General features: G+C 59.9%; 23 protein-coding genes. 12 read left to right on the top strand and 11 right to left on the bottom strand.

From position 1 onward, the window contains the following. Window positions 1-177: 177 nt before the first annotated feature. Complete coding sequence (carB, locus tag ACR0AP_RS05980; protein WP_480505944.1) at window positions 178-3,531, top strand: carbamoyl-phosphate synthase large subunit; 3,354 nt, start codon at window positions 178-180, stop codon at window positions 3,529-3,531. 65 nt (window positions 3,532-3,596) lie between these two features. Here carB and ACR0AP_RS05975 read toward each other — a convergent pair whose 3' ends face one another. The 3 genes from ACR0AP_RS05975 to ACR0AP_RS05965 are packed head-to-tail and all read right to left on the bottom strand — an operon-like array spanning window position 3,597 to window position 8,157. Then, window positions 3,597-6,644: an efflux RND transporter permease subunit gene (locus ACR0AP_RS05975; protein ID WP_480505942.1), complete on the bottom strand. Its 3,048-nt coding sequence runs from the start codon at window positions 6,642-6,644 to the stop codon at window positions 3,597-3,599. 11 nt (window positions 6,645-6,655) lie between these two features. Beyond that, window positions 6,656-7,693 carry an efflux RND transporter periplasmic adaptor subunit gene (locus ACR0AP_RS05970; RefSeq protein ID WP_480505940.1) on the bottom strand — a complete coding sequence of 346 codons (1,038 nt, stop codon included), beginning with the start codon at window positions 7,691-7,693 and terminating at the stop codon, window positions 6,656-6,658. Continuing rightward, entirely contained in the window at window positions 7,690-8,157 is a 468-nt protein-coding gene (locus ACR0AP_RS05965) for a MarR family winged helix-turn-helix transcriptional regulator (RefSeq protein WP_480487592.1), read from the bottom strand. Before ACR0AP_RS05965 ends, ACR0AP_RS05970 begins: the two co-directional genes overlap by 4 nt. 159 nt (window positions 8,158-8,316) lie before the next feature. On the opposite strand from ACR0AP_RS05965, the gene ACR0AP_RS05960 reads away from it, so the two are divergent. Beyond that, on the top strand, window positions 8,317-9,441 hold the full coding sequence (locus ACR0AP_RS05960) for a beta-ketoacyl-ACP synthase III (protein WP_480505938.1): 1,125 nt from the start codon (window positions 8,317-8,319) through the stop codon (window positions 9,439-9,441). Between the two features lie 26 nt (window positions 9,442-9,467). On the opposite strand, the gene ACR0AP_RS05955 is transcribed toward ACR0AP_RS05960, so the two are convergent. Both ACR0AP_RS05955 and ACR0AP_RS05950 read right to left on the bottom strand, forming a co-directional pair. Beyond that, the gene (locus ACR0AP_RS05955; protein ID WP_480505936.1) at window positions 9,468-11,270 is read right to left on the bottom strand and encodes a hypothetical protein; all 1,803 of its coding nucleotides are present in this window, start codon (window positions 11,268-11,270) and stop codon (window positions 9,468-9,470) included. 159 nt (window positions 11,271-11,429) lie between these two features. Beyond that, entirely contained in the window at window positions 11,430-11,891 is a 462-nt protein-coding gene (locus ACR0AP_RS05950; RefSeq protein ID WP_480475505.1) for a hypothetical protein, read from the bottom strand. Window positions 11,892-12,246: 355 nt separating this feature from the next. Between ACR0AP_RS05950 and ACR0AP_RS05945 the strand changes: the two genes are divergently transcribed. Beyond that, window positions 12,247-12,825: a thymidine kinase gene (locus ACR0AP_RS05945; RefSeq protein ID WP_480475503.1), complete on the top strand. Its 579-nt coding sequence runs from the start codon at window positions 12,247-12,249 to the stop codon at window positions 12,823-12,825. Here ACR0AP_RS05945 and ACR0AP_RS05940 read toward each other — a convergent pair. The 5 genes from ACR0AP_RS05940 to ACR0AP_RS05920 all read right to left on the bottom strand — a co-directional run bounded on the left by ACR0AP_RS05940 (window position 12,822) and on the right by ACR0AP_RS05920 (window position 16,028). Then, the gene (locus tag ACR0AP_RS05940; RefSeq protein WP_480505934.1) at window positions 12,822-13,772 is read right to left on the bottom strand and encodes a 2-hydroxyacid dehydrogenase; all 951 of its coding nucleotides are present in this window, start codon (window positions 13,770-13,772) and stop codon (window positions 12,822-12,824) included. The genes ACR0AP_RS05945 and ACR0AP_RS05940 overlap by 4 nt on opposite strands. Then, window positions 13,772-14,110, bottom strand: coding sequence for a tRNA-binding protein (locus ACR0AP_RS05935; RefSeq protein WP_209504763.1), 339 nt, complete (start codon window positions 14,108-14,110; stop codon window positions 13,772-13,774). The genes ACR0AP_RS05940 and ACR0AP_RS05935 overlap by 1 nt, the downstream gene beginning before the upstream one ends. After that, window positions 14,103-14,918 carry a pyrroline-5-carboxylate reductase gene (gene proC, locus ACR0AP_RS05930; RefSeq protein ID WP_480505932.1) on the bottom strand — a complete coding sequence of 272 codons (816 nt, stop codon included), beginning with the start codon at window positions 14,916-14,918 and terminating at the stop codon, window positions 14,103-14,105. Before proC ends, ACR0AP_RS05935 begins: the two co-directional genes overlap by 8 nt. 39 nt (window positions 14,919-14,957) lie before the next feature. Continuing rightward, complete coding sequence (locus tag ACR0AP_RS05925) at window positions 14,958-15,458, bottom strand: type III secretion system chaperone family protein (RefSeq protein ID WP_209598027.1); 501 nt, start codon at window positions 15,456-15,458, stop codon at window positions 14,958-14,960. Between the two features lie 321 nt (window positions 15,459-15,779). Further along, window positions 15,780-16,028, bottom strand: coding sequence for an accessory factor UbiK family protein (locus tag ACR0AP_RS05920; RefSeq protein ID WP_050604795.1), 249 nt, complete (start codon window positions 16,026-16,028; stop codon window positions 15,780-15,782). Between the two features lie 97 nt (window positions 16,029-16,125). Between ACR0AP_RS05920 and lgt the strand changes: the two genes are divergently transcribed. The 5 genes from lgt to ACR0AP_RS05895 all read left to right on the top strand — a co-directional run bounded on the left by lgt (window position 16,126) and on the right by ACR0AP_RS05895 (window position 20,345). After that, entirely contained in the window at window positions 16,126-17,016 is an 891-nt protein-coding gene (lgt, locus tag ACR0AP_RS05915; protein WP_480505931.1) for a prolipoprotein diacylglyceryl transferase, read from the top strand. Further along, window positions 17,013-18,080 carry a class I SAM-dependent methyltransferase gene (locus ACR0AP_RS05910; RefSeq protein ID WP_480505929.1) on the top strand — a complete coding sequence of 356 codons (1,068 nt, stop codon included), beginning with the start codon at window positions 17,013-17,015 and terminating at the stop codon, window positions 18,078-18,080. The genes lgt and ACR0AP_RS05910 overlap by 4 nt, the downstream gene beginning before the upstream one ends. Next, a complete protein-coding gene (gene pgeF, locus ACR0AP_RS05905; protein ID WP_480505927.1) occupies window positions 18,077-18,835 on the top strand; it encodes a peptidoglycan editing factor PgeF in 759 nt (252 codons plus the stop codon). The genes ACR0AP_RS05910 and pgeF overlap by 4 nt, the downstream gene beginning before the upstream one ends. A gap of 270 nt (window positions 18,836-19,105) precedes the next feature. Further along, window positions 19,106-19,234: a hypothetical protein gene (locus ACR0AP_RS05900; protein ID WP_280922374.1), complete on the top strand. Its 129-nt coding sequence runs from the start codon at window positions 19,106-19,108 to the stop codon at window positions 19,232-19,234. 328 nt (window positions 19,235-19,562) lie between these two features. Continuing rightward, window positions 19,563-20,345 carry a Hint domain-containing protein gene (locus ACR0AP_RS05895; protein ID WP_267362963.1) on the top strand — a complete coding sequence of 261 codons (783 nt, stop codon included), beginning with the start codon at window positions 19,563-19,565 and terminating at the stop codon, window positions 20,343-20,345. 119 nt (window positions 20,346-20,464) lie between these two features. Here ACR0AP_RS05895 and ACR0AP_RS05890 read toward each other — a convergent pair whose 3' ends face one another. Further along, entirely contained in the window at window positions 20,465-20,965 is a 501-nt protein-coding gene (locus tag ACR0AP_RS05890; RefSeq protein WP_480493624.1) for an Lrp/AsnC family transcriptional regulator, read from the bottom strand. Between the two features lie 226 nt (window positions 20,966-21,191). On the opposite strand from ACR0AP_RS05890, the gene trxB reads away from it, so the two are divergent. The 4 genes from trxB to ACR0AP_RS05870 all read left to right on the top strand — a co-directional run bounded on the left by trxB (window position 21,192) and on the right by ACR0AP_RS05870 (window position 26,273). Continuing rightward, the gene (gene trxB / locus ACR0AP_RS05885) at window positions 21,192-22,133 is read left to right on the top strand and encodes a thioredoxin-disulfide reductase (RefSeq protein WP_267362965.1); all 942 of its coding nucleotides are present in this window, start codon (window positions 21,192-21,194) and stop codon (window positions 22,131-22,133) included. Window positions 22,134-22,136: 3 nt separating this feature from the next. Further along, window positions 22,137-22,586, top strand: a complete 450-nt coding sequence (locus ACR0AP_RS05880) for an RES family NAD+ phosphorylase (protein WP_480505925.1) — start codon at window positions 22,137-22,139, stop codon at window positions 22,584-22,586. Between the two features lie 80 nt (window positions 22,587-22,666). Further along, window positions 22,667-24,358, top strand: a complete 1,692-nt coding sequence (locus tag ACR0AP_RS05875; RefSeq protein ID WP_480505924.1) for an adenylate/guanylate cyclase domain-containing protein — start codon at window positions 22,667-22,669, stop codon at window positions 24,356-24,358. Between the two features lie 196 nt (window positions 24,359-24,554). Beyond that, window positions 24,555-26,273, top strand: a complete 1,719-nt coding sequence (locus ACR0AP_RS05870; RefSeq protein WP_267362968.1) for a bifunctional sulfate adenylyltransferase/adenylylsulfate kinase — start codon at window positions 24,555-24,557, stop codon at window positions 26,271-26,273. The last annotated feature ends 39 nt before the right edge of the window (window positions 26,274-26,312 follow it).

The following is a 26,312-nucleotide window of genomic DNA, read 5'->3' as shown; positions in this document are numbered from 1 at the left end:
CTCTTTTGCCGTGAAGGGCGATATAGAGAATACTCTGGCAGGGGAAAGGGGGGAAAGCGGCAATTTCGCTTCTGTTTCCGATACCCCTTGAACCTTTCTGCGTGGTCCCTATAACGCACGACAATTTGGGCGCTTGGGCGGCGCCCGCGACTCGTGCAAAATTGAAGGGGCCAGGCCATGCCGAAGAGAACCGACATCAAGTCGATCATGATCATCGGGGCGGGTCCCATTGTTATCGGTCAGGCCTGCGAGTTCGACTATTCCGGCGCTCAGGCCTGCAAGGCCCTGCGCGAAGAAGGTTACCGGGTTATTCTGGTCAACTCGAACCCGGCGACAATCATGACTGACCCCGGACTTGCCGATGCCACCTATATCGAGCCGATCACGCCCGAGGTCGTCGCCAAGATCATCGAAAAGGAACGCCCTGACGCCCTGCTGCCCACAATGGGCGGGCAAACCGGTCTGAACACCTCGCTCGCGCTGGAAGAGATGGGGGTGTTGGACAAGTTCGGTGTCGAGATGATCGGTGCCAAACGCGACGCCATCGAGATGGCCGAGGATCGCAAATTGTTCCGCGAGGCGATGGATCGGCTGGGGCTGGAAAACCCCAAAGCCACCATCGTGACCGCCCCCAAGAAGGCCGACGGCTCTGCCGATCTGGAAGCAGGTGTGCAGATCGCTCTGGACGAGTTGGAGGAAATCGGCCTGCCCGCCATCATCCGCCCGGCCTTTACCTTGGGCGGCACAGGCGGCGGCGTGGCCTATAACCGCGAGGATTATATCCATTTCTGCCGCTCGGGCATGGATGCCTCGCCCGTCAACCAGATCCTCGTCGATGAAAGCCTGCTGGGCTGGAAAGAATACGAGATGGAAGTGGTGCGCGACACTGCCGACAACGCCATCATCGTCTGTTCCATCGAAAACGTCGATCCAATGGGCGTGCACACGGGTGACTCGATCACCGTGGCCCCTGCCCTGACGCTGACCGACAAGGAATACCAGATCATGCGCAACGGCTCGATTGCCGTGCTGCGCGAGATCGGGGTGGAAACCGGCGGCTCGAACGTGCAATGGGCAATCAACCCCGATGATGGCCGCATGGTTGTGATCGAAATGAACCCGCGCGTGTCGCGTTCATCGGCGCTGGCCTCCAAGGCGACGGGTTTCCCGATTGCCAAGATCGCCGCGAAACTGGCCGTGGGCTACACGCTGGACGAGCTGGACAATGACATCACCAAGGTCACGCCTGCGTCGTTCGAACCTACCATCGACTATGTCGTCACCAAGATCCCGAAATTCGCGTTTGAAAAATTCCCCGGCTCTGAACCCTACCTGACCACTGCAATGAAGTCGGTGGGTGAGGCGATGTCCATCGGGCGCACCATCCACGAATCCATGCAGAAGGCGCTGGCATCGATGGAATCCGGCTTGACCGGGTTTGATGAGATCGAAGTTCCGGGGTTGAGCATCGGCCTGTGGGATGAGGTCGAAAGCAGCGATGACAAGGCGCATGTCATCAAGGCGATCAGCAAGCAGACCCCCGACCGCCTGCGCACCATCGCCCAAGCCATGCGTCATGGCCTGAGCGACGACGAAATCTTTGGCGTCACCAAGTTTGACCCCTGGTTCCTGGCCCGCATTCGCGAGATCATCGAAGCCGAACGCACCGTGCGCAAGGACGGTCTGCCAGTGACCGAAGAAGGCATCCGCAAGCTCAAGATGCTGGGCTTCACCGATGCGCGTCTGGGCAACCTGTCAGGCCGCAGCGAAGATAACGTGCGCCGCGCCCGCCACAATCTGGGCGTCACCGCGGTCTTCAAACGCATCGATACCTGCGCTGCTGAGTTCGAAGCGCAGACACCCTATATGTACTCGACTTACGAAGCCCCGATGATGGGCGATGTCGAATGCGAAGCACGCCCAAGCGACCGCAAGAAGGTCGTTATTCTTGGTGGTGGCCCGAACCGGATCGGTCAGGGGATCGAGTTCGATTATTGCTGCTGCCACGCCTGTTATGCGCTGACCGAGGCCGGGTACGAGACCATCATGGTCAATTGCAATCCCGAGACGGTTTCGACCGACTACGACACCTCGGACCGTTTGTATTTTGAACCGCTGACCTTTGAACACGTCATGGAAATCCTGACGAAGGAACAGGAAAACGGCACGCTGCACGGCGTGATCGTTCAGTTCGGTGGTCAAACACCGTTGAAGCTGGCCAACGCGCTTGAGGCCGAGGGTATTCCGATTCTGGGTACCACACCGGACGCAATTGACCTGGCCGAAGACCGCGAACGGTTCCAGGCGCTGGTCAATGAACTGGGCCTGAAACAGCCCAGAAACGGTATTGCCTCGACCGATGAAAAGGCGCTGGAGATTGCCGAAGAGATCGGTTTCCCGCTGGTCATTCGCCCCTCTTACGTTCTGGGCGGTCGTGCGATGGAAATCGTGCGCGATATGGATCAGCTGCGACGCTATATCAACGAGGCCGTTGTGGTCTCGGGCGACAGCCCCGTACTTCTGGACAGCTATCTGGCGGGCGCGGTCGAGCTGGACGTAGATGCGCTGTGTGACGGCACCGACGTTCACGTGGCGGGCATCATGCAGCACATCGAAGAAGCGGGCGTTCACTCGGGCGATTCCGCCTGTTCGCTGCCGCCCTATTCGCTGTCGAAAGAGATCATCGGGCAGATCAAGGAACAGGCATTCAAACTGGCCAAGGCGCTGAATGTCGTTGGCCTGATGAATGTGCAATTCGCGATCAAGGATGATGAGATCTATCTGATCGAAGTGAACCCGCGCGCCTCGCGCACCGTGCCGTTTGTTGCCAAGGCCACCGACAGTGCAATTGCGTCGATTGCGGCGCGCGTCATGGCGGGCGAGAAACTGGCCGATTTCCCGATGCGCCCGCCCTATCAGGAAGGCAAGGACACCAAGATCGCGGACCAGATGACGTTGGCCGATCCGGACATGCCGTGGTTCTCGGTGAAAGAAGCTGTCATGCCATTCGCCCGTTTCCCCGGCGTCGACACCATCCTTGGCCCGGAAATGCGCTCGACCGGCGAGGTGATGGGCTGGGACCGTGACTTCCCACGCGCGTTCCTCAAGGCGCAGATGGGCGCGGGCATGGTGCTGCCGTCCTCTGGCCGTGCGTTCATTTCGATCAAGGATGCCGACAAGGGCAAAGCCATGCTGGAAGCGGCGCAGGTTCTGGTTGATCAGGGTTTCACGCTTGTGGCCACGCGCGGCACGCAAAGCTGGCTGGACGAACAGGGTGTTGCCTGTGACGTGGTGAACAAGGTGTACGAAGGCCGCCCGGATGTGGTGGACATGCTGAAAGACGGTCAGGTGCAGCTGGTGATGAACACCACCGAAGGTGCGCAGGCGGTTGAGGACAGCAAGGCCATCCGCTCGATCGCGCTGTACGACAAGATCCCGTATTTCACCACCGCAGCTGGGGCCAATGCCGCAGCACTGGCGATCAAGGCACAAGCTGAGGGCGACGTTGAGGTGAAATCGCTACAGGGGTAAAGACCCATGAACCAAACAGAAAAGCCCCAGAGGAAACTCTGGGGCTTTTCCTTATTTTCAATATTTTACGCAGGTATTTCCATCGTTTTCTTTCGTTCGTCACGGGCGAAGAACAGCAGGTAAAACACCGGTGCCGCAACCATTGTCAGCACGGTGGCAAATGCCAGACCGCCCATGATCGTCACTGCCATCGAGACGAAGAACGCATCCGTCAGCAGTGGCGCCATGCCCAGAATGGTCGTGACAGCCGCCAGCATGACGGGCCGCAAACGCGACACGGATGCTTCGATGATTGCCTCGCGCAGGGGCTTGCCGGTGGCGCGGACCAGATCGATTTCCTCGACCAGAACAATGCCGTTCTTGATCAGCATGCCCGACAGGCTGAGCAGGCCCAGAAGTGCCGTAAAGGTGAAGGGCAGTCCTGTTCCCAGCAGGCCGATTACCACGCCGTTCACGGACATCGGCACCAGCAGCCAGATGATGATCGGCTGGCGGATCGCGTTGAACAATAGGACCGAGATCAACACCATGATCAGCAGGCTCAGCGGCAGTTGTCTGCCCAGGCTTGCCTGCGCGTCGCGCGAATTTTCGAACTCACCGCCCCACTCCATCTTGTACCCGGGCGGCAATTCGATGGCCTCGATGGCGTCTCGCACTTCGGCGTGGACCTGTGCCGCTGTCAGGTCGGGCGGGATGTCGGCGCCGACGGTGATAGTCAGAACCCGATCACGACGGTGAACCAGCGTATTGAGCGTTTTGTACTCGAATCCATCCACCATTTGTTCAATTGGTACAAATTTTTCCGACTGGTCCGAGTACACGACCTGATCAACGATCGAGTAATCTCCGTCCGCGGGTCGGCGCAGGATGATCGGGATCAGGCGGTCGCGCTCGCGGAACACACCACCCGTAATGCCGTCGGTCGAGAATTGCAGGGTGGCGGCGATATCTTCGCGTGTGACACCCGCTGTCTGCGCCCGTTCGGTGGCATAGATCGGTTGCAGAGCCAGTTCCTGTTCGCGCCAGTCGTGATGAACCAACAGCGCGTTCGGGGATGCGGCTGCCATGCGCTGCACCGCCTCATCAGCAAGCTGGCGCAGCACGACCGGATCGCTGCCCGAGAAGCGGGCCTGAATCGGATCACCACCGCCGGGGCCAAAAACCAGGCGCTTGGTGCCAAACTCACCTTCGGGGAACTGGACGGACCCGAACGCCTCAAGGTCCGCTTGCAGCGCCGGGATGTCGTCCAGGCTTGCTGTGCGGATGACCATGTGCCCATAGCTGGGATTCGGCTTTTCGGCGGAGTAGGTCAGCATGAAACGGGTAGCCCCCTGGCCGACAAAGGTCGTGACCGAGACGACGTCGTCGCGTGCCGCCAGCCACTCTTCGAATACCGCCATGTCTTCGGCGGTTCGTGCAATCGGTGTGCCCTGCGGCAGTTTGTAGTGCACAAAGAACAAAGGCGTGTTGGAGTTGGGGAAGAACTGCTGTTTCATCAGCCCAAACCCGGCATAGCACACGACGGTTACGCCGACGAGACCAGCAACAACCAGCCAGCGGAAGCGCAGCGCAAAGCGCAGGATCGCACCATAGGTGCGGAACAGGAGGCCGCCGTAAGCGTCGATCTCGCCTGCTTTGCCCTGTTTGAAGAAGTAGTGCCCCAAAAGCGGCGTGACGGTGATCGCCAATACCCAGCTGAGCAACAGTGAAATACCAATCACGGCGAACAGAGAGAACAGGAATTCTCCGGTTGCGTCAGGGCTGAGGCCAATGCCCGCAAAGGCCATGATGCCAATCACGGTCGCACCCAGCAGCGGGATCTGGGTTTTTGACGCCACATCCTCGGCCGCATCTCGCGAGGACTGGCCGCGCAGCATGGATATCTGCATCCCTTCGGCCACGACGATGGCGTTGTCCACCAGCATCCCCATGGCGATGATCAGGGCACCCAATGAGATTCGTTCCATCTCGATTGAGAAGAGCGACATGAACAGAAGCGTGCCGACCACGGTCAGCAGCAGGGTCGAGCCGACGACAATGGCCGCGCGCCAGCCCATGAAGATGCCCAGCACGGCGACCACGATGGCCACCGACATGGCAAGGTTCACGAGAAAGTCGTTCGAGGCCTGCTCGACCACCACATGTTGCTGATAGATCGGCAGGATTTCGACACCGAAGGGAATGCTTGTGTTCAACTCCGCGAATTTGGCGTCAGCGCGTTTGCCGACTTCGACAATGTTTTCGGTGGCCAGACCCGCGATGCCCAAGGTGAAGGCCTCGGTCCCGTTGTAGCGGATAATGATGTCGGGGTCGTTCTGACGGGCACGATAGACATCGGACATGTCAAAGAGGTTGATCACCTGCCCTTGCGAACCGACAGACAGGCCCGCAATGGCCGACACACTGTCCGACCCTTCGGCCGTCAGAATGGTGGTGCGCTCGTTATCAGAGCGCAAGGACCCTGAGGAATTGACCGAATCCGCATTGGCGATGGCCTGGTTGATTGCTTGCAGCGGGACATTCTGGTTCACCGAAATCGCCAGATCGGGTTCGACAAAGATCGCCTCGTCCGGCAGGCCCTGAACCTCGACATCCGCAACCCCGTCCACGGTCAGCAGTTCCCGCCGCAGGAACGTTGCCAGTTCGTGCTTTTCGGCGTCCGAGAACCCTTGGGCGGTCACCGCATAGAACAGGCCGAACACGTCGCCGAACCCGTCATTCACAAACGGCTGGCCGACGCCCGATGGCAGGCCGCGCGCGGCGTCGCGCACCTTGGCCCTGAGCCGGGTCCAGATGGCAGGCAGTTCGGTGCCGTCATATGTCGACTTGATCTCGACCTCGATCAGGGACCGTCCGGGTTGATTGACAGAGGTGATGACATCCACCTCGCCCATCTGCTGTATAGCGGATTCCAGCGGTTCCGATACTTCCAGCGCCACCTGTTCGGCAGTGGCACCGGGGTATTGCGTGGCGATGACCGCGTTTTTGATTGTAAAGGCCGGGTCTTCCAGACGGCCAAGCGATGTGAACCCCCAGATGCCCCCAACAAGGGCAATGAGGATGACCAGCCATGTGTAAAGCGGCCGGTCGATTGAGGCGCGGGCGATGTTCATCTGTCAGCCCCTCAATTCGCGAAACCGGCGAACCGACGCACCGTCTGACCATCCGTCAGCACAGCGCCTCCGGCAACAACGACCTCATCCCCGTCAGACAGGCCCGTCAGCACCCGGACATCGCCGGTTTGCGTGGGCTCGATGGTCACCGGGATGCGGCGCACGGTGCCCTCATCCGCCCCGACCGGGGAAAACACCATGACGTTCAGCGCGCCGTTTGCGTCGGCGATCACAGCGGTTGCTGGCACGATGATGCCAATGCGGTTGTCCTGCACCTGAACATTGACGGTAACGGACGAGCCGGGAAGGATCAGCAACCCCTCGGGCGGGGTCAGGCCGAACTGGATGCGGAAGGTTTGACCGACGCTGGAGGTTTCCGCGTCGAATTCTCGGATTTCCAGCGGGAAGACTTCGTCACTGGCAGGGAATTTGGCGGTGATCGTTCTTTGATCAGTCTGGCCAGAGCGTTGAAACAGGATCTCGGGCACGTCGACCACGATGCGCAATTCGGACATGTCGTGGATGCGGACGATGGGCGTGCCCGCCGAGACGGTCGTAAACGCCTCGACCGAGCGGCTGGAGACCAGCGCGTCAAACGGCGCGGTCAGCGTGGCGTGTTCCAGTTCATATTCCGCGTCGCGCAGGGCGATCGCGGCCAGTTGCGCCTCGGTCTCGGCATCGTCCACGGCCACCTGGCTGGCGGTTGTACCGCGCAGGCGCGACAGGCGGGCGACGGTGCGGTCGGCCTGTTCCTTTTGCAGCCGCGCCCGATCAAGGCGCAGCTCGAACGGTTCCTGATCCAGACGGGCAATCAGGCCATCCTTGGGAATCACGAAGCCTTCGTTGATGGGCATTTCGACAATCTGCCCCGCAACCTGAAAGGCCAGATCAACGGTCTGGCGCGCGGCGACGCGGCCAAAAAACTGCCGCGTGAAACCGGGCGCGGTTTCGCGCACCTGCATGAGTTTCACCGGTTTCGGGGTCTCTTGAGCGGCAATCGGGGTTGCCAGAATGGCCAGTGCAAGGCCCAGAGAGGTCAGGAGTTTCATTTCTTCAATCCCTCGGGAATTCCCGTTTTCAATACGTTGTCGCGGATTTTGCGCGCCAGTCGCGCGAATTCGGCAGTTTCTTGTTCGTTTAGGCCCGAGGCCCTGTGAAACAGGTCCCCGGCGGCGGCGACCAGCATGTTGCGGGCCTCTTCGCCCTGCTCTGTCAGCACCAGCAACCAGGCGCGGCGGTCTTCGGGGTCACGCCGACGCGTCAGGTAGCCCGCTTTTTCAAGGGCATCGGCTGTGGCGGTGATCGTTGACGGGACGCTTAACATATCAGCGGCCAGAACGCCCATGCGCTTGGGCTGATCCAGTTTGATCAGCATGTGGCATTCCGGGTGGCTCAGGTCTGTTTCGATACAGTCGAAGGTCTCTTCCAGTTTCCAGTACAGGGCATAGACGCCCATGATCGCCTGAATCTCGGGGCTGAGGCGGCCCAGTCTGGCACTGATATCGTCGGGCATTGGGGGTCTCCGCGCGGGTTACGGGGCGATATACTTCAATTTATGAACTATTCAAGATATGAAACTGCACCCCGGAACGGATTCCCTTGGGTCAACATATCTTGATCAAATCACGCCATGACTGCATTTTGGGCGAATCCGAAACATTCAGGGCCCGCCATGTATACCCCCGCCATCACCGGTACCGGTGTCTTCACGCCGGAAAACGTCATCACCAACGCCGAGCTTGTTGAAGCGTTCAACGCCTATGCCGACAAGCAGAACGCGAAGAATGCCGAGGCCATCGCAGCCGGGCAGATGGAGGCGATGCAGCATTCCTCGGAAGAGTTCATCGTCAAGGCGTCGGGCATTCAGAACCGGTACGTGATGGACAAGGCCGGGGTGCTGAACCCGGACGTGATGCACCCGACGCTGCGCCAGCGCAGCGATGACGAGCCCGGGATCATGACCGAGATGGCAGTGGATGCCTGCAGGAAGGCGCTGGCGCAGGCGGGGCGTTCGGCGGCGGATGTCGATCTGGTGATCTGCGCGGCCTCGAACCATGAACGCGCCTATCCGGCGATTGCAATCGAGATTCAGCAGGAACTGGGCATCGACGGGTTTGGCTTTGACATGAATGTCGCCTGTTCTTCGGCCACGTTCGGCATTCAGGCGGCGGCGGATATGGTGCGGTCCGGGTCGGTGCGCGCGGCGTTGGTGGTGAACCCTGAAATCTGCTCGGGCCATCTGGAATGGCGCGACCGGGATTGTCACTTTATCTTTGGCGATGTGGCAACGGCAACGTTGATCGAGCGGATCGAAGACGCCAAAGGCCCGCATTTCGAAATCCTGTCGACCCGCTGTGCCACCGCCTTTTCCAACAATATCCGCAACAATAACGGGTTCCTGCGCCGGTCGCGCCCCGATGGTGTGATTGACCGCCGCGACATGCAGTTCATGCAGAACGGCCGGAAGGTGTTCAAGGAAGTGTTGCCGATGGTCAGCAAGCATATCAGCGACCATATGGAGGCCGAAGGGGTCAGCAATACCGACCTCAAACGCCTGTGGCTGCATCAGGCCAACAAGACGATGAACGACTTCATCGGCAAGAAAGTTCTGGGCCGCGAACCCGAGGCGGGCGAGCAACCCAATATCCTTCAGGATTATGCGAACACCTCATCCGCAGGGTCGATCATTGCGTTTTCGAAATACTCTGACGATCTGCAAGAGGGTGATCTGGGGCTGATCTGTTCTTTTGGGGCCGGGTATTCGGTTGGATCGGTGATCGTGAAGCGTCACGCCTGATCAGCATTCCGCAAAGCGCGGACGGCCTAGAAATCGGCCGCCAACTGAAAAACCTGAAACGCGGCCCCTTCCCCACCATCAATCCGTTTGAGATAGGCGGGGGTTTCACCCTTTGCCAATTGGGATTGCAGCCCGCGCCCCTGAGACGCCCAGTCCCAGAATTCAGTACGGGGCGCAGCGGTGCAAAGCAGCACATAGCTTACACCCAGCGCAGCAAGACGCGGACCGGCCTGGGACGCATCCATACGCAAAACCGCAATCTGCGCCTGAATTCCGGCCCGGTTGCGGTGATAATTGCCCGCCAGAACCGAATGATCGGTATAGCGCAGCACCTCTGCCGCATAATCAAAATCGACCAGAACCATGCCGGTTGGCAGGTTTTTCAGGGCCGCGTAAGCCTCGGGCGCCTTACAGGCGGCGCCGTCGTTTTGCGAATCCTGCGCGACCTCGGCGGCGGGTGCCGCAAGGGAGGGGCGCGCAAATCGTCCCAGCTGTTTTTCCACGCTGATGCCGATCTTTGGCGAGACGCAGACAACAAAGCCTACCATAGCCAAGCCGGAAAGCGTGCGACCATGGGTTCTGTAACTGATGTAAAGGGCGCGCAGCATCTGAGCCTGAACAGCCACAAGGGACACGCCCAGAAACGTCATCATCCGGGACTGGTACAGAAACATGGAAAACCCGGTCACAATCAGCGCCAGAAACAGAAGATAGTCCATTTTGTCTTGTGACTGTCGGACAAAGAACAACGCTGCAACCGCTGTGATGACGGACATGGCGATCAGGGCCGCAGCCTCGCCCAAATGCAGTTCCAGCACAACGGTGATATTCTGCGCTTCGGCAACCTGGCTGAGCCAGAAGTCACGCATGTCCTGAGGCAGGTCCGCAATCGGGTTTTCAAGGCAGTAGGGCGCAAATGCGTAAGCGCAGCCAAGTGTTACAGCGCCTGTCGCAAGACACGCGCCGAAGCGCCCCCAATAGGACCAGCCCGACCCGACCCAGGCTGCTGCACACAGGCACAGCGCTGCGATCCCCGCCGGCAGGGCCACACTGATCGTCAGGGCATCGCAGCTTGGGAACAGAAAGCCCTGACGCCCCGTTGTTGCAACGCTGGCCAACAACAGGGTCAGCGCCAGCCCGGTTCCAAACACTATGGTGCGGCGGCGGGCGGCTGTGCCGGTCACGATCCAGTCAATCGTGAAGAACACCGCGATAATCGCGACCTGCACGATCGATTCGGTTCCGATGGACACCGAAAGGGCCAGACAGACACCCAGCCATCCCGCAGCAGAGGGTTTGGCCTTGCGCAGGACAAAGAACATGAGGGCCGCTGCAAACAGCAGAATCTGAACATTGTGGTGGTCAAACGAGAAATAGTCGAACTTCCGATAATGTTCGAGCGTCAGCGCACCGACCACCAGTGCCGAAATCGCGCCATTTCGCCCGCCCAACGCTGCGCCGGTGACAGCAAAGGCCCACAGGGTCAGCCCCGCCAGAAGCACCGGCCACACAAACGCGGTCACTTGCAAGGCGGTGTCGGGCGGCACGACCATCGCGGACAGCGCGTAGATCCCGGCAATCGGTGCATCGACAAGCCGGGACCAGTGCATCAGCGTGCCGTCACCGGGGCCCAGCCGATGCTGATAGGCGTCAAACCAGCCCTGTCCCGCCAGCAGGTCCTGTACCATGACCCAGCGCATCGCGTCATCAGGGCCTTCCTGATAAGCGCCAAACAGCACCGTGGCCAGAAAGAGCGCATAGACAAACAGGAACGACCGCCAAACCATACGGTCTGCGAGAATGCTGTAATTTCCCTGCATTTTCTGCATGGTTTACTGCCCTTGACGATCTTGCCTGCGCCACAGCTTATCTGAAAGACGTGACTGAATTGAGGCGCAGAGTCCGGTTGATGATCATGCCACAAAGCGCACGACATCTGCGGCGATCCGGGCAGGCGGTTTTTGGCCGATAGCTGGCCGCCACCAAGCCTAGCTGACGCTTTCTTCTTCCAGGTGCAGTTTCATTTCTATCAGGACCTGCTGAAGCAAACTGGTTTCTTTCAGCAGCCTTTTGGCTTCGTTCACCGTGATGATGCCATCTTCGATTGCGGATTGATATTCAGTCATCAGCATTGCAAACCGCTGGCTGAGCGCGATGACATCCGAATTCACCCCGCCTGTGCGAGGATCCTCGGTGTTGCGTTCGCTGTAGGACAGGGTGATGTTTTTCAGATCCGCCAGCGCGGATGTCACATGCGGATAAGTTGCTGCGTTTTCAAGCCGGGCCACCGCATCCACGGGCATGAACCTGTCCGCGTGTTCGGCATTGTCCGAATAATACCGGCCCAGGGTCGCCTTGGATTTTCCGGTGATTTCACAAGCAGCTTCTATTCCGACATCTTTGACCAGCGCTTCTGTGTGTTTCTTCAGATAGGCCCCGATATCTGCCATTGATTTACCTTTATTACCTGCAAACGCCCGCCCGGTGTCCAAACCGGGGAAAGCGTCGGGAAATTTCCCATACCTGAGTCATAATTGAAATGTCATACATTGACTATCCCTCAGATAAGCGGGGGATTTTGTGAGTGAGTGGCGGCAGTTCAAGCCGGTAAAGAGTGATTGCAGGGCGGTATTGTTGGGCCTTGCTTTGTTTTGGCCACATGTTGGCCGACGGCGTCGCTGTTGCAGACGCGGGGGTTCCATCCCCTACGAGCCCAGCTCGGCCTCTGCGCACGCAACGGCGACGTCGCTTCTTACATCCCTTTGCTCTCTTGTTCCTTTTGGCCGGGCGTTTTAGACCCACGCCATGGCAAAGCTGTATTTCAACTATTCCACCATGAACGCGGGCAAGTCGACCGTGTTGCTACAGGCCTCGCACAACTATCGCGAGCGCGGAATGCAGACCTACCTGATGACCGCCGCCCTTGACGGGCGGGCGGGTGCGGGGCGGATTGCATCGCGCATCGGCATATCGGAGCAGGCTGACACTTTCACACCCGAAGATGACGTCTTCGCCATGATCCGGTCCCGGCTGGACAAAGGTTCCGTGGCCTGCGTTTTCATTGATGAGGCGCAGTTCCTGTCCGAGGCGCAGGTCTGGCAACTGGCCCGTGCGGTGGACGATCTGGATGTGCCGGTGCTGGCCTATGGGCTGCGCGTGGATTTTCAGGGCAAGCTGTTCCCCGGTTCTGCCGCCCTGCTGGCCCTTGCCGACGAAATGCGCGAGGTGCGCACGATCTGTGAATGCGGCCGCAAGGCCACGATGGTGATTCGTCGCGACGAGACCGGCAAGGCCATCACTGAAGGGGCGCAGGTACAGATCGGCGGGAACGAGACGTATGTCTCGCTCTGCCGCAAACACTGGCGCGAGGCGGTGGGCGACTAGACCGGGTTGGGCAGCGCCCTGCCCGCGACAAAGGCCGCCACGTTATCCAGCGCCATGTGCCCCATGCTGCTGCGCACCTCTTCGGTGGCGGTGCCCAAGTGGGGCAGCAGGGTGACGTTTTCCATTTCGCACAGGGATTGCGGCACTTTGGGTTCGAATTCGTAGACGTCAAGCCCCGCCCCCGCGATCTGACCGGTTTGCAGCGCCGTGATCAGCGCGACCTCGTCCACCACCTCGCCACGGGCGATGTTGACCAGAGTAGCCGAGGGGTTCATCGCCTCAAGAATCTGCGCATTGATCAGGTGGCGGGTTTCCGCACCGCCGGGAACCGCAAGCACAAGGAAATCGACCGAAGCGGCGAGTGTTTCAAGGTCAGGTGTGAATTCCGCCGGGAAATCCAGTTGCTTGGCGCTGCGGGACTGATAGGCCACCTGCATGGCAAACCCGAAATGACAGCGGCGCGCGATGGCCTGTCCGATGCGGCCCATGCCGACAATGCCCACGCGCTTGCCGGTCACATGATGGCCCAGCATCTGCGTCGGGTGCCAGCCCTGCCACTGACCCGATCGCACCAGCCGCTCCCCCTCACCGGCCCGCCGGGCTGTGGTCAGCAGCAGGGTCATGGCGATATCGGCTGTGGCATCGGTGACCGCGCCGGGCGTGTTGGTTACGTCAACCCCGGCCGCGCGTGCGGCATCCACGTCGATATGGTTGAAGCCAACACCGAAATTGGCCAGCAGCTTGCAGCGCGGCTGACCGGCTTCTGCAAAAATCTGCGACGAAAACTGATCACCCAGCGTCGGGACGACCACGTCGTAATCGGCCAGAGCGGCCAGCATCTCCTGCCGTGACATGGGCAGGGTGTTTTCCCGGATGGTCACATCGAAATCGGCGCGGGCGCGCGATTCGACTGCCGGGGTCATCGGGCGCGTGATCAGCAGTTTCATCAGTGCATCCGCCCGCCTGTAGGAACCTTGCCGTCGGGGCCGATCAAAACGATCTCGCCGTTGTCATCGGGCAGACCCAGCACCAGAACCTCGGACATGAACTTGCCGATCTGGCGCGGAGGGAAGTTGACGACAGCCATGACCTGTTTGCCGACCAGAGTGGCCGGATCGTAATGCGCGGTGATCTGGGCCGAGGTCTTGCGCTCGCCAATCTCGTCCCCAAAGTCGATCCACATCTTGATCGCGGGTTTGCGGGCCTCGGGATAGGGTTCGGCGCGGATCACCTCGCCCACGCGAATATCGACCTTGAGAAAGTCGTCGAACGAAATTTCACTCACGCGAGAGCTCCTTGGATCGGTTGGTTGCGGCCTTGACGGCACGGTGCAGCAGGTCGGGAAAGCCGGTTTCCTGATGCATCAGCACCTCAAGCGCGGCCTGTGTGGTACCGTTCGGAGAGGTCACGTTGATACGCAGCTGCGCGGGGTCTTCGTCGGACGCCATGGCCAGCGCCCCGGCACCGGCCACTGTGGACTTGGCCAGTGTCATCGCAAGCTCGGCAGGCAAGCCATGCGCCGCGCCCGCAGCGGCCAGGGTTTCGATCAGATGGAACACGTAGGCCGGGCCGGACCCGCTGAGACCGGTGACGGCGTCCATCTGTGCCTCATCCTCAAGACGAACGGTCTGACCCACTGCCGCCAGCAGGTTTTCGGCCTGTTCCATATCGGTCTCGGAGGCGTGTGCGTTGCCGATCAGCGCCGTGATGCCCTGACGGATGGCGGCGGGCGTGTTTGGCATGGCGCGAATGATCGGGGTGTCACGGCCCAGAACGGATTCGAAGGTGGCAATCGAGGTGCCAGCCGCAACGGAAATGAACAGGCTGGACCCACCGCCCAGTGCCTGAATGGCAGGCAGGGCTTCGCCCATCATCTGCGGTTTGACCGCAACCAGTACCACGGCGGGGGATTCGGGCAACGGTGCGTTGATATTGACGCCCTGCGCCTTCAGCCAATCTGACGGGTAGGGATCGATGACCCAAACGGAAGCTGGCGGAAGGCCGTGTTCCAGCCATCCCGCCAGCATTGCGGACCCCATCTTTCCGCACCCCAGAAGCACAAGCCCCTGTTCGGCCACGCGCGTCATGTCCATTTGCCCCTCCCGCTTTACATATCGGTTCGGGGCAAAGGTTTACGCGCGGCCGTAGGCCTCTGCAATGGCCACTTGCATGGCTTCTTCTGGCCCTCTGTTTCCCCAGGTCACCAATTGGATCGCGGGGTAGTACCGCTCGGCGCTCATGACGGCGGCATTGATCATCGTGTCGATCTGGTCAGCGCTGGCCGTTTGCCCGCCTGCAAGGACCAGACCATAGCGATAGACCATCAGCTTCTGGTTTGCCCAATAGGTAAACGCGCCTGCCCAGCACTGGTCGTTCATCTTGTTGAGCAGCTCATAGAGCTGCATTTCACGCTCGGCCGGTGGTTCCATTTCGAAGCTGCACACCATGCGCAGCGTTTCGTCATAGTTGGACCAGGCCAGTGTGATCGAGTAGGTGCGCCACTGCCCTTCAACGGCCATGGCAATCTGATCGTCCCCAATGCGATCAAAATCCCAGTCGTGATGTTCGGCCAGATGCTCAACAATGTCGATCGGATGAATGTCTTCTTCGAGATACTGCTCGGAAAGGGCCATAATGCCACCTCACTAATCTCTAGCATTTCGGGGCTGGCAGCGCCCCAGCGCTAGTTGCCTGCTCTACAAACCGGGCTTCCCCCATAGGCCTGTACTAAATATGGTGCGATGTGGCGTAAGTTCTGGCAACCCTAATTATTGGGGATAACAGCAATAAGTTGTGGACAGAAGGCAACGGCGATCAAAATATTGGCGCCAGAGTCAGCTTTGTCTTGAATAAATTCTGCGACGCGTCAGAATACACAGCACCGCACAATCCGGGCTGGATTGCGCGGCGTTATGCTTTGTCCGAAAATTGTGGAAACAGGGAGCGCCTGGGCGTTATTTGTCCAGTTTCGCCTCGAGCGCGGCGATGCGGGCTTCGAGTGCCGCGTTTTCTTCGCGCGCCTTCTGGGCCATGGCGCGCACGGCGTCAAATTCTTCACGGGTAACGAAATCGCGGTCGGCCAGCCAGCGGTCGATCATCGACTTCATCGCGTTTTCAGCCTCTTCCCGCGCGCCCTGCGCCACGCCCATGGCGTTGGTCATCAGTTGGGACACGTCATCCAGGATCTTGTTGCGGGTCTGCATATCTGTTCTCCGATCTCGCGGTTTACATGTATATGGGCAAAGAATGGCGCGGGCTCAAGGTTGACTTGACCTGCAAACCCCGGGCAATGAGACGCACATGCAGGCTGTTCTGAATTTTCCCGATCTGTCGCCCGAACTGTTCTCGATCCCGCTGTTCGGGATGGAGTTCGCGTTAAGGTGGTATGCACTGGCCTATATCGCGGGCATCCTGATCGCGTGGCGGCTGGCTGTTGTGGCGTTGCGCCGCCCGGCGCTCTGGCCTGCGGATGGCCCGCCGATGAAGCCCGAGCAGCTGGAGGATCTGGTCACCTGGATCATTCTGGGCGTGATTCTGGGCGGGCGGCTGGGCTTTGTGCTGTTTTATCAACCGGGTTATTACCTGTCGCACCCGCTGGAGATCGTGAAGGTCTGGCAAGGCGGCATGGCGTTTCATGGCGGCCTGCTGGGCGTGATCCTTGCGTCGTACCTGTTTGCACGACGGCACCGGATCCCTGCCCTGTCGCTGGGGGATCTGGTTGCCTACACCGTTCCGCCCGGATTGCTGCTGGGGCGGCTGGCCAATTTCGTCAACGCCGAGCTGTGGGGCCGCCCGAGTGAGCTGCCCTGGGCTGTCATCTTTCCTGGATATGCTGCGCAGGATTGCCCCGGCGTGGTCGCAGGCATGTGCGCCCGGCACCCGTCGCAGCTGTATGAGGCCGCGCTGGAGGGGGTGTTGCTTGGGGCGGTATTGCTGTGGCTGGTCTATCGGCGCGGCGGTTTTCGCACACCGGGCCTTGTCATGGGGACGTTTCTTGCGGGCTACGGCGCGTCGCGCTTTATCGTCGAGTTCTTTCGCCAGCCGGATGCGCAGTTCGTATCGCCCGGCAATCCGCTGGGGCTGGCCTGGCATGTGGGCGGGTACGGGCTGACCATGGGGCAGTTCCTGTCGCTGCCGATGATCGCGCTTGGTCTGTGGTTTGCCCTGCGTGCGCGGCGGCGGGCGGCATGAGCCTGACCGATCATCTGGTCGCCCGCATCCGGCAGGATGGACCGATGAGCGTGGCAGATTTCATGGGAGAATGCCTGCTGCATCCGACGCTGGGCTATTACACGACCCGTGATCCGCTGGGGGTTGCAGGGGATTTCACCACAGCGCCGGAAATCAGCCAGATGTTCGGAGAGCTGGTCGGGCTGTCTCTGGCGCAAAGCTGGATGGATCAGGGTCGGCCCGCACCGTTTACCCTATGCGAGCTGGGGCCGGGGCGCGGTACCCTGATGGCCGATATTCTGCGCGCCACACGGTCAGTACCCGGATTTCACGAGGCAGCGCAGGTTGTACTGGTTGAAGCATCGCCTGTATTGAAACAGGTGCAGGCGGCAACGCTGAAGGATTACGAGGCAGTCTGGATTGCAACGATCGCCGACCTGCCCGACCAGCCGCTGATGCTGGTTGCCAACGAGTTCTTTGATGCCCTGCCCATCCGCCAGTTTCAGCGTGACGGTACGGGCTGGCGCGAGCGTCTGGTGGGTGAGCGTGACGGCGGGTTGACGTTCGGACTGGGCGCGATCGGGCCGCAGGTGGCGTTGAATGATAGGCTGTCGGACACCAAGGACGGTGATCTGGTCGAACTGTGTGCTGCTGCGATTCCCGTTTTGACCGTGATCGCGGGGCGGGTCGCCAGTCATGGCGGCGCGGCATTGATTGTGGATTATGGCGACTGGCATTCGCTGGGCGATACCTTGCAGGCTCTGCAAAGCCACGAGCATGCCGATCCTCTGGCATCGCCCGGTCAGGCCGATTTGACCGCGCATGTGGATTTTGAGCCTTTGGCCGTTGCGACCCGCGCCTGTGGGTGCAGGCATACGCGCCTGACACCGCAGGGCGTCTTCCTTGAACGGCTGGGGATCACCGCCCGCGCGCAAGCCCTGTCCAAGGCGCTGAGCGGTTCCGAGCTGGATGCGCTGATTGCCGCGCATCGGCGGTTGACGCATCCTGATGAAATGGGAAATCTGTTCAAGGTGATGGGCCTTTTCCCGGCCTATGCCGCCCCACCACCAGGATTGGAACCATGACGCTGGAAATTCTGACCTCGGACCTGCTGTCGCCATTTCGCCATGGGTTCTTTACCCGTCGCGGCGGCGCGTCTTCAGGAATTTTCAGCGGGTTGAACTGTGGTCAGGGGTCCTCGGATCAAACCGAGATTGTCGCGCTGAATCGGCGGCGGGTGGCCGACGCGATGGAGGTGGACCCCGAGGCAATGGTCGCGGTACATCAGGTTCATTCGCCAACGGTTCTGACAGTCAAAGCCCCGGTTGAAGGTGAAAAGCCCAAAGCGGATGCCATTGTCACAGCAACACCCGGTCTGGCCCTGACGATCCTGACGGCCGATTGCCAGCCGGTTCTGTTCGCCGATCCCGATGCGCATGTGATCGGTGCCGCCCATGCCGGGTGGCGCGGCGCGCTGGACGGTGTTCTGGAGGCAACGCTGGACGCGATGGAGGCGCTGGGGGCCGACCGCAGCAATATCTGCGCCGTGATCGGACCCAGTATTTCGCAGCGCGCGTACGAGGTGGGGCCAGAGTTTCTGGACGCGTTCCTTGCGGATTCGCCGGACAACAGCCGCTTTTTTGCCAATTGTGATAGTGACCGCCTGCAATTTGATCTGCCCGCCTTCGGGCTGCACCGGCTGCGGCAGGCGGGAATCGGACAGGCCGAGTGGACCCGGCACTGCACCTATTCCGACCCCGACAGGTTCTATTCCTATCGCCGGTCAACACACGCGAACGAGGTCGATTACGGGCGGCTGATTTCCGTCATAAGATTGTGATCTTCGTCCAGATTTAGGTGCCCTGCCACTTTTCCGCCACATTTTTTGTGTTGATTGGGCATCAGAATCGTAACGAGTTTTTGCCAGTCATCAGATCGGTATCTGACGTTCGAAAATCGGGCGCTGGCGTGTTGAGTGGGAGGTCCATCTGACTTCATCTTTCTGTCCGCAAATCTTCCCGGATAAGCCTTACCCCTGCCGCAAACGCGCGTCACAAAAGGTTTACAGAGGACATGGGGAGGAAATCCCCGTTCAGAGCAGGACCAGAAAATGAAAACCAAATCACGCTTTCTAAAAGCCATGGTCGCCGCCACTCGGGACCAGGACCTGGAAATGCCGTGGAAACGGGTAACAAGCAATTCTGTCAGGGTCGCCAGCCGCATCGCGGCACGACGCTGAGACAGAAAACCCAGAGACCAAGCTGCCGGTCTTATTTGGGTCAACGCGTATCAGGTTTGCTCCGGCCTGATGTATCGCGCGCCACGAGCGAGGGGTTCGTGGCTTTTTCGGAGTTGTGTGTGCGGGCAATTTCGCCCGTGAAGTACGAGTTTGTCTGGGGGGTCAATGTGTTGACCGTTGGAAAGCGAGATTTAGTCGCGTCGCGGGACCGTACCGGTTGCCGCCCGAGGGTCACCCATTTGTTTCAAGGCAAAGAACCAGTTCGCCGGGCGCGTCTGTACGGGGGTACGCCGCGCCTGACCGAACATTTTGAGGGGACGGAATATTAATGACTATTCCTAATTCACTGGCCCGCGCGGCCAGAAATGCTATCGAAACGTCTGTTATGCTGCGGGACGCGCCGCGGCCGGTTTCCAAGCCAAAAGCCCAGCTGCGCCGCTATGAGGTCAGCAGCCTGTTGAAGAACGGAGATGTGGTTCAGACCCGCCACATCGCACCTGCCCTGCCGATGTTTGAAGACGCGTTTTGCGCCTTCACACGTGGATCTTTGGTAGAAACGGAACATGGACCGATGGCAATCGAGGATCTGATGCCGGGGGATACGGTCCTGACGCAGGATGGCGCATCGGAAACCGTGTTGTGGAAGGGATCTGTCACGTTGATCCCCGGACGCGCGGATTCACGTGGCCGGACGCGACCGCTGACGCGGATCATGGCGGATACGTTCGGGATGCAAAAGCCAATGTCGGGTGTCATTGCTGGCCCGGCGGCGCGAATCGTGGGAACACCTGCGCATTTGCGGCACCTGCATGGGGGGCAGCCGATTCTTACACCCGTGTCCGAATTTCAGGACGGGATGGGTGTCATTGAAACAATGCCGCCCACCCCCGTTGAACTGTTTCACATTTGTTTAAAACGCCATTCCGTTATTCGCGTAGATGGATTACAGTTCGAAACATATCATCCAGGTGTGAATGCGGTTCGCATGATCAGCCACTCGCTTCGGTCGATCTATCTGAACCTGTTCGCGCATATCGAGTCGCTGAACGATTTTGGCCCGCTGCTGATGCCGCGCGCCGGAGATGGTGAGATCGACGCGATGACGGCCTGAGCATGATTGTGATTACTGCATTATGGGGGGCATCATGCAGCTGGTAATAAGTTGGGTTCTATCCCTTGCGGTGGCAGCACTGTTGCCACCAATCACCGCGCAACCAAAACGTGTTGGGGTCACGCCATCCGGTTCATACGTTCTTCCAGAACGTCGAACGGTACGCCTGGCTCGTCTTTTGCGCCGCGAATAACGAGCGATGTCTTGACGCTGGCCACGTTTGGCGTGGTCAGCAACTCGCCCGTCAGAAACTGCTGAAAGCTGCTCAGGTCAGGTGCGACGCATTTCAGGATGAAGTCCACTTCGCCGTTCAGCATGTGGCATTCGCGGACCAATGGCCATTCACGGCAGCGGCCTTCGAACGCGCGCAGTTCGACTTCGGCCTGGCTGTCCAGACCGACCATGGCAAATACCTGGACCTCGAACCCCAACTCGCGTGAGTTGACCTCGGCGTGATAGCCGGTGATGAAGCCGGATTCTTCGAGTGTGCGCACCCGGCGCAGACAGGGCGGGGCCGAGATTCCGACCCGTTTTGCCAGCTCGACATTGGTCATACGACCGTCCGCCTGCAGTTCCGCCAGAATCTTGCGATCGATATCATCCAGCCGAGTCGTGACCATCAAATGCTCCTGATTTTTCGGTTCTTATATCAGCACCCCACACGCGCGCAATAATGTTTCGCAGATGCGCAATTTTCTTTGTTTCCTTTTCGCCTTCTCCCCTAAAACCCAGGGCGCCCCGTCCCGAGGGGACCTGAACAGTAAGGGGCTTTAAGCCGGGCCGGTCGGTCGCTATATCGGGGCGACGGGCCGCGGGCCCAATTCAGGCAATTCGAGCGGGGGCACCATGGCCGACACAAGACACACCAAGGTTCTGATCATCGGGTCGGGGCCCGCAGGATACACCGCAGGCGTATATGCAAGCCGCGCCATGCTGGAACCCATTCTGGTACAGGGCATCGAACCCGGTGGTCAGCTGACAACGACGACCGAGGTCGAAAACTGGCCCGGCGATACCGAGGTGCAGGGCCCGGACCTGATGGTGCGGATGCAGGACCATGCCAAGGCCATGGGATGCGAGGTGATCGGCGATATCATCAGCGATCTGGACCTCAGCAAGCGCCCCTTCACCGCCAAGGGCGACAGCGGCACCACATACACGGCGGACGCTGTCATTCTGGCCACCGGCGCGCGTGCGAAATGGCTGGGTCTGCCGTCGGAAGAGAAGTTCAAGGGCTTTGGCGTCTCGGCCTGCGCCACCTGTGACGGGTTCTTCTATCGCGGGCAGGAAATCGTGGTGATCGGTGGCGGTAACACAGCCGTGGAAGAAGCCCTGTTCCTGACCAATTTCGCCAGCAAGGTGACCCTGATCCACCGCCGTGATGAGTTGCGGGCGGAAAAGATCCTTCAGGATCGCCTGTTGAAGAATGAAAAGATCGAACCGCTGTGGTTCCACCAGCTGGAAGAAGTGATCGGCACCGATGCGCCTTTGGGCGTCGAAGGTGTTCGGGTCAAACATGTTAAAACCGGCGAGATCACCGAGATCCCGTGCAAAGGTGTCTTTGTCGCCATCGGCCACGCCCCTGCGAACGAGTTGGTCAAGGACACGCTGGAAACCCATATGGGTGGTTATGTCGTCACCAAACCGGGCAGCACCGAAACCTCGATCCCCGGCGTGTTCGCGGCAGGCGATCTGACCGACCATGTCTATCGTCAGGCGGTAACAAGCGCGGGAATGGGCTGTATGGCGGCACTGGATGCCGAACGGTTCCTGGCCGAACAGGACTGACACATGCTTGAATTCTCTGGCCCTGTCTGGAGAATTCTGTTTGCGTCGCAGGCAGCAGCCCCATTGCTGCCTGCCCGCGCGCCCGAGGGGCGCTTTCATCATTCCGGACAATTCGCGCTTTATGCCTCGCTCAGCGCCGAGGGCGCTTCGGTCGCCATCCGCCGCTACATCTCGGGTGATGATCCCGACCGGGTGGTTCAAAGGTTTCTGGTGGAAAACGCGCGATTGGTGGACTACCGCGGGCAGACGGCTGCATCGGTGATCTGGCAGGATATTCGCGCGACGGGGGCCCCTTCCCCGACATGGTCTTTTTCAGATAAAGCGCGGGCACTGGGGGCGGACGGCTTGATCTACAGCTCGCGCTCGCGCCCTGACCTCAGCCATCTGGTGCTGTTTTGTGCGGACAAGATATCAATTCAATCCCAACACCCCGCCACCCATTGGCAGGCCTAGATTTGCACCCGAAGCCTTGACCTGACCGCGAACGTCCTCGCAAAGTCCAACCACGGCGAACAGCGATACAGGTGGTATTCTTGAAGAGCGCTTTGTGGCGTGGCGGTTGGGCAGCCCGGCTTCGGATCGGCAGCGGGTTGGTTCTGTTTGCTTTCGCTTTCTTCCATTTCATCAACATCGGACTGGGCCTGTTTCACACCGATTATCTGCACGGGATGCAGGACGGTCGAACAGCGGTGACGCGGCACAGTTTTATGAGCCTGCTGCTTTATGCGGCGTTGTTCACTCATGCCGGTCTGGCGCTAGCTTCGATCGCACAACGCCGGACCCTGCGCATGCCGTTCAGCACGGCGTTGCAGATTGTTCTGGGTCTGCTGATACCTTTGCAGCTGATCTCGCATGTCATCCAGACGCGGGTCGCGCACGAGATCTATGACGTCAATGACGAGATGGGGTATATCATCATCCTGATGTGGCCCAGCACCGTGATTTGGATGCAAAGCGCACTGTTGCTGATCGTCTGGGTGCATGGCTGTATCGGGCTGCATATGTGGTTACGGCTGACGAAATGGTGGTCCAGCGCCGTACCCTATCTGATCGGTGTTGCCGTCTTCATCCCCATGTTCGCCTTGGCCGGTCTGCTGACCGAGGGCCGCCGCATTTGGTTGGAATTCGCGGATGAGTTTCTGCGGGAACAATATATCGAGCATTACAACTGGCCCTCGCCCGAGGCGTTCCAGACCATGTTCACCGTCAAGGATAATGCCCTTTTGGCGTTCTGGCTCGCCTTGGCGGCCACGGGTCTTGTGTATATCGGGCGCAAGCTGTGGCGGCGCAGGCATTCGGTGCGGGTAAGTTACAGCAACGGGCCCGAGGTGGATGCCGAAAAGGGCATGACACTGCTTGAGATTTCGCAGGCACATAGTGTGCCCCATACGGCCTTGTGCGGCGGGAAGGGACGCTGCACCACATGCCGCGTCATCATCGAGGAAGGCGCTAACGCCCTGCCCCCGCCCGGCGATGTCGAGGCCCGCAGCCTGGCCGCTGTCGGCGCCTCACCGCAGACACGGCTGGCCTGCCAGATCCGCCCGACGGAACCGACCACCGTTTTCCGCGTTTTTCAACCGGATGGCGGGCGCGTTCGCGGGCATGCCAGTCAGGGGCAGGAACGGAAACTGGCCGTGCTGTTTCTGGACATGCGCGGATTTACCGCCCGCACGACGGGTCAGCTGCCCTATGATATCGTGTTCCTGCTGAACCGGTTCTTCGACGCCGTCGTACCTGCCATCACCAAGGACGGCGGTGTCGTGGACAAGTATATGGGCGACGGGTTGCTGGCGGTTTTCGAGAAACCCGATGCGGCCGCATCCGCCAGCGCGGGGTTGAAGGCTGCGATAGATATCAGCCATGCCCTCGACCGGTTCAACGAGCAGCTTGAGGCCGAAGGCAGCCCCGGGATTCGCATCGGAATGGGCTTACACCTTGGTGATCTGGTGCTGGGTGAGATTGGCGCGCAGGGACATGCCGCGAGAACGATCATCGGCGACGCCGTCAATGTGGCCAGCCGACTGGAAAGCGAAACCAAGGCGTTGGGGGTCGAACTGCTGGTCTCACAAGAGGTGTTGAAGGCCGCGGGCATGGACCTGTCGTCGGAGGGTATACGGTTGTTCCAGTTGCGCGGCGTTGCCGATCCGATTCCCGCCCTGCCAGTCACCCGTGCCTCCGGGCTTACGCCGCACACGCAAAAACAGGAACAGTCATACCTTGCATGATCGGATTATCTACGCCCCAAGGAACCAGATCATCATTTTGATTTCAGAGTTGGAAATTCCTTCCAATCCGCGAGAAATCAGCGCATATCGTCCTTTGTTTCATTGACGCCAGTGGACTTCGCGCGACAGTCGGTGCAAATGCCCCGAAAACGCCCTTGAATCACTGGCAACACAACACTGCGATAAGAGTATTCAGATGACGATGTTAAGCAATCTGGCCCCCATTCCCGAACTTTACGTGTCGTATGACTCGGCCCAGAAACTGAAGGTCGAAGCCGCCGACCTGACCAGCTGGGATCTGAGCCCGCGCCAGATCTGTGATCTGGAACTGCTGATGAATGGCGGTTTCAACCCGCTCAAAGGTTTCCTGAGCGAAGCCGATTACGACAATGTCGTCGAAAACATGCGTCTGGCTGATGGCACGCTTTGGCCGATGCCCATCACGCTGGACGTCAGCGAAGATTTTGCGGACAAGATCGAACTGGGTCAGGATATCGCGCTGCGCGATCAGGAAGGCGTGATTCTGGGCACCATGACGGTCACTGACCGCTGGACCCCGAACAAGGCCCGCGAGGCCGAGAAGGTTTTTGGTGCCGATGACGATGCCCACCCGGCTGTGAATTATCTGCACAATGTGGCGGGCAAGGTCTATCTGGGTGGCCCTGTCGTGGGCATCCAACAGCCTGTTCACTATGACTTCCGCGGTCGCCGCGATACGCCGAACGAGCTGCGCGCCTATTTCCGCAAGCTGGGCTGGCGCCGGATCGTGGCCTTCCAAACCCGCAACCCCTTGCACCGTGCGCACCAGGAGCTGACCTTCCGCGCCGCCAAGGAAGCGCAGGCCAACCTGCTGATCCACCCGGTCGTCGGCATGACCAAGCCCGGCGACGTGGACCACTTTACCCGCGTGCGCTGCTATGAGGCGGTGCTGGACAAGTATCCCGCATCCACCACCTCGATGAGCCTGCTGAATCTGGCCATGCGTATGGCTGGCCCGCGCGAGGCGGTCTGGCACGGGCTAATCCGCGCCAACCATGGCTGCACCCATTTCATCGTTGGCCGCGATCACGCGGGTCCGGGCAAGAACTCGGCCGGGGAAGATTTCTATGGCCCCTATGACGCGCAGGATCTGTTCCGCCAGTTCCAGGACGAGATCGGCGTCGAGATGGTCGATTTCAAACACATGGTCTATGTGCAGGAACGCGCGCAATACGAGCCGAATGACGAGATTCTGGACAAGGACAATGTCACGATCCTGAACATCTCGGGCACCGAGCTGCGCCGCCGTCTGGCCGAGGGTCTGGAAATCCCCGAATGGTTCAGCTTTCCCGAAGTGGTGGCAGAGCTGCGCAAGACCAAGCCGCCACGCAGCCAGCAGGGCTTTACCGTGTTCTTCACCGGCTTCTCGGGCTCGGGCAAGTCCACCATCGCCAACGCGCTTATGGTCAAGCTGATGGAGATGGGGGGCCGTCCGGTCACGTTGCTGGATGGCGATATCGTGCGGAAAAACCTGTCATCCGAACTGGGTTTCTCGAAAGAGCATCGCGACCTGAACATCCGCCGGATCGGCTATGTGGCATCCGAGATCACCAAGAACGGTGGCATCGCCATCTGCGCCCCGATCGCACCTTATGCCACCACGCGCCGCGCGGTACGCGAAGAGATCGAGCAGTTCGGTGCCTTCTGCGAAGTGCATGTCGCGACCACCATCGAAGAGTGTGAGCGGCGCGACCGCAAGGGTCTGTACAAGCTGGCCCGCGAAGGCAAGATCAAGGAATTCACCGGAATCTCGGACCCGTATGACGTGCCTCAGAACCCCGAATTGCGTGTCGAGACCGAGAATGTCGAGGTCGACAACTGCGCCCATCAGGTGCTGCTGAAGCTGGAAAGCATGGGCCTGATCGCAGCAGGCTGAACCAGATGAATGAATGCAGCGGCCTCCGGTTTTCGGGGG

The sequence above is a fragment of the Ruegeria sp. AF7 genome (assembly GCF_056541885.1).
Note: the sequence above shows the minus strand (reverse complement) of the source record. Positions and strands in the feature narration are given on the sequence as shown.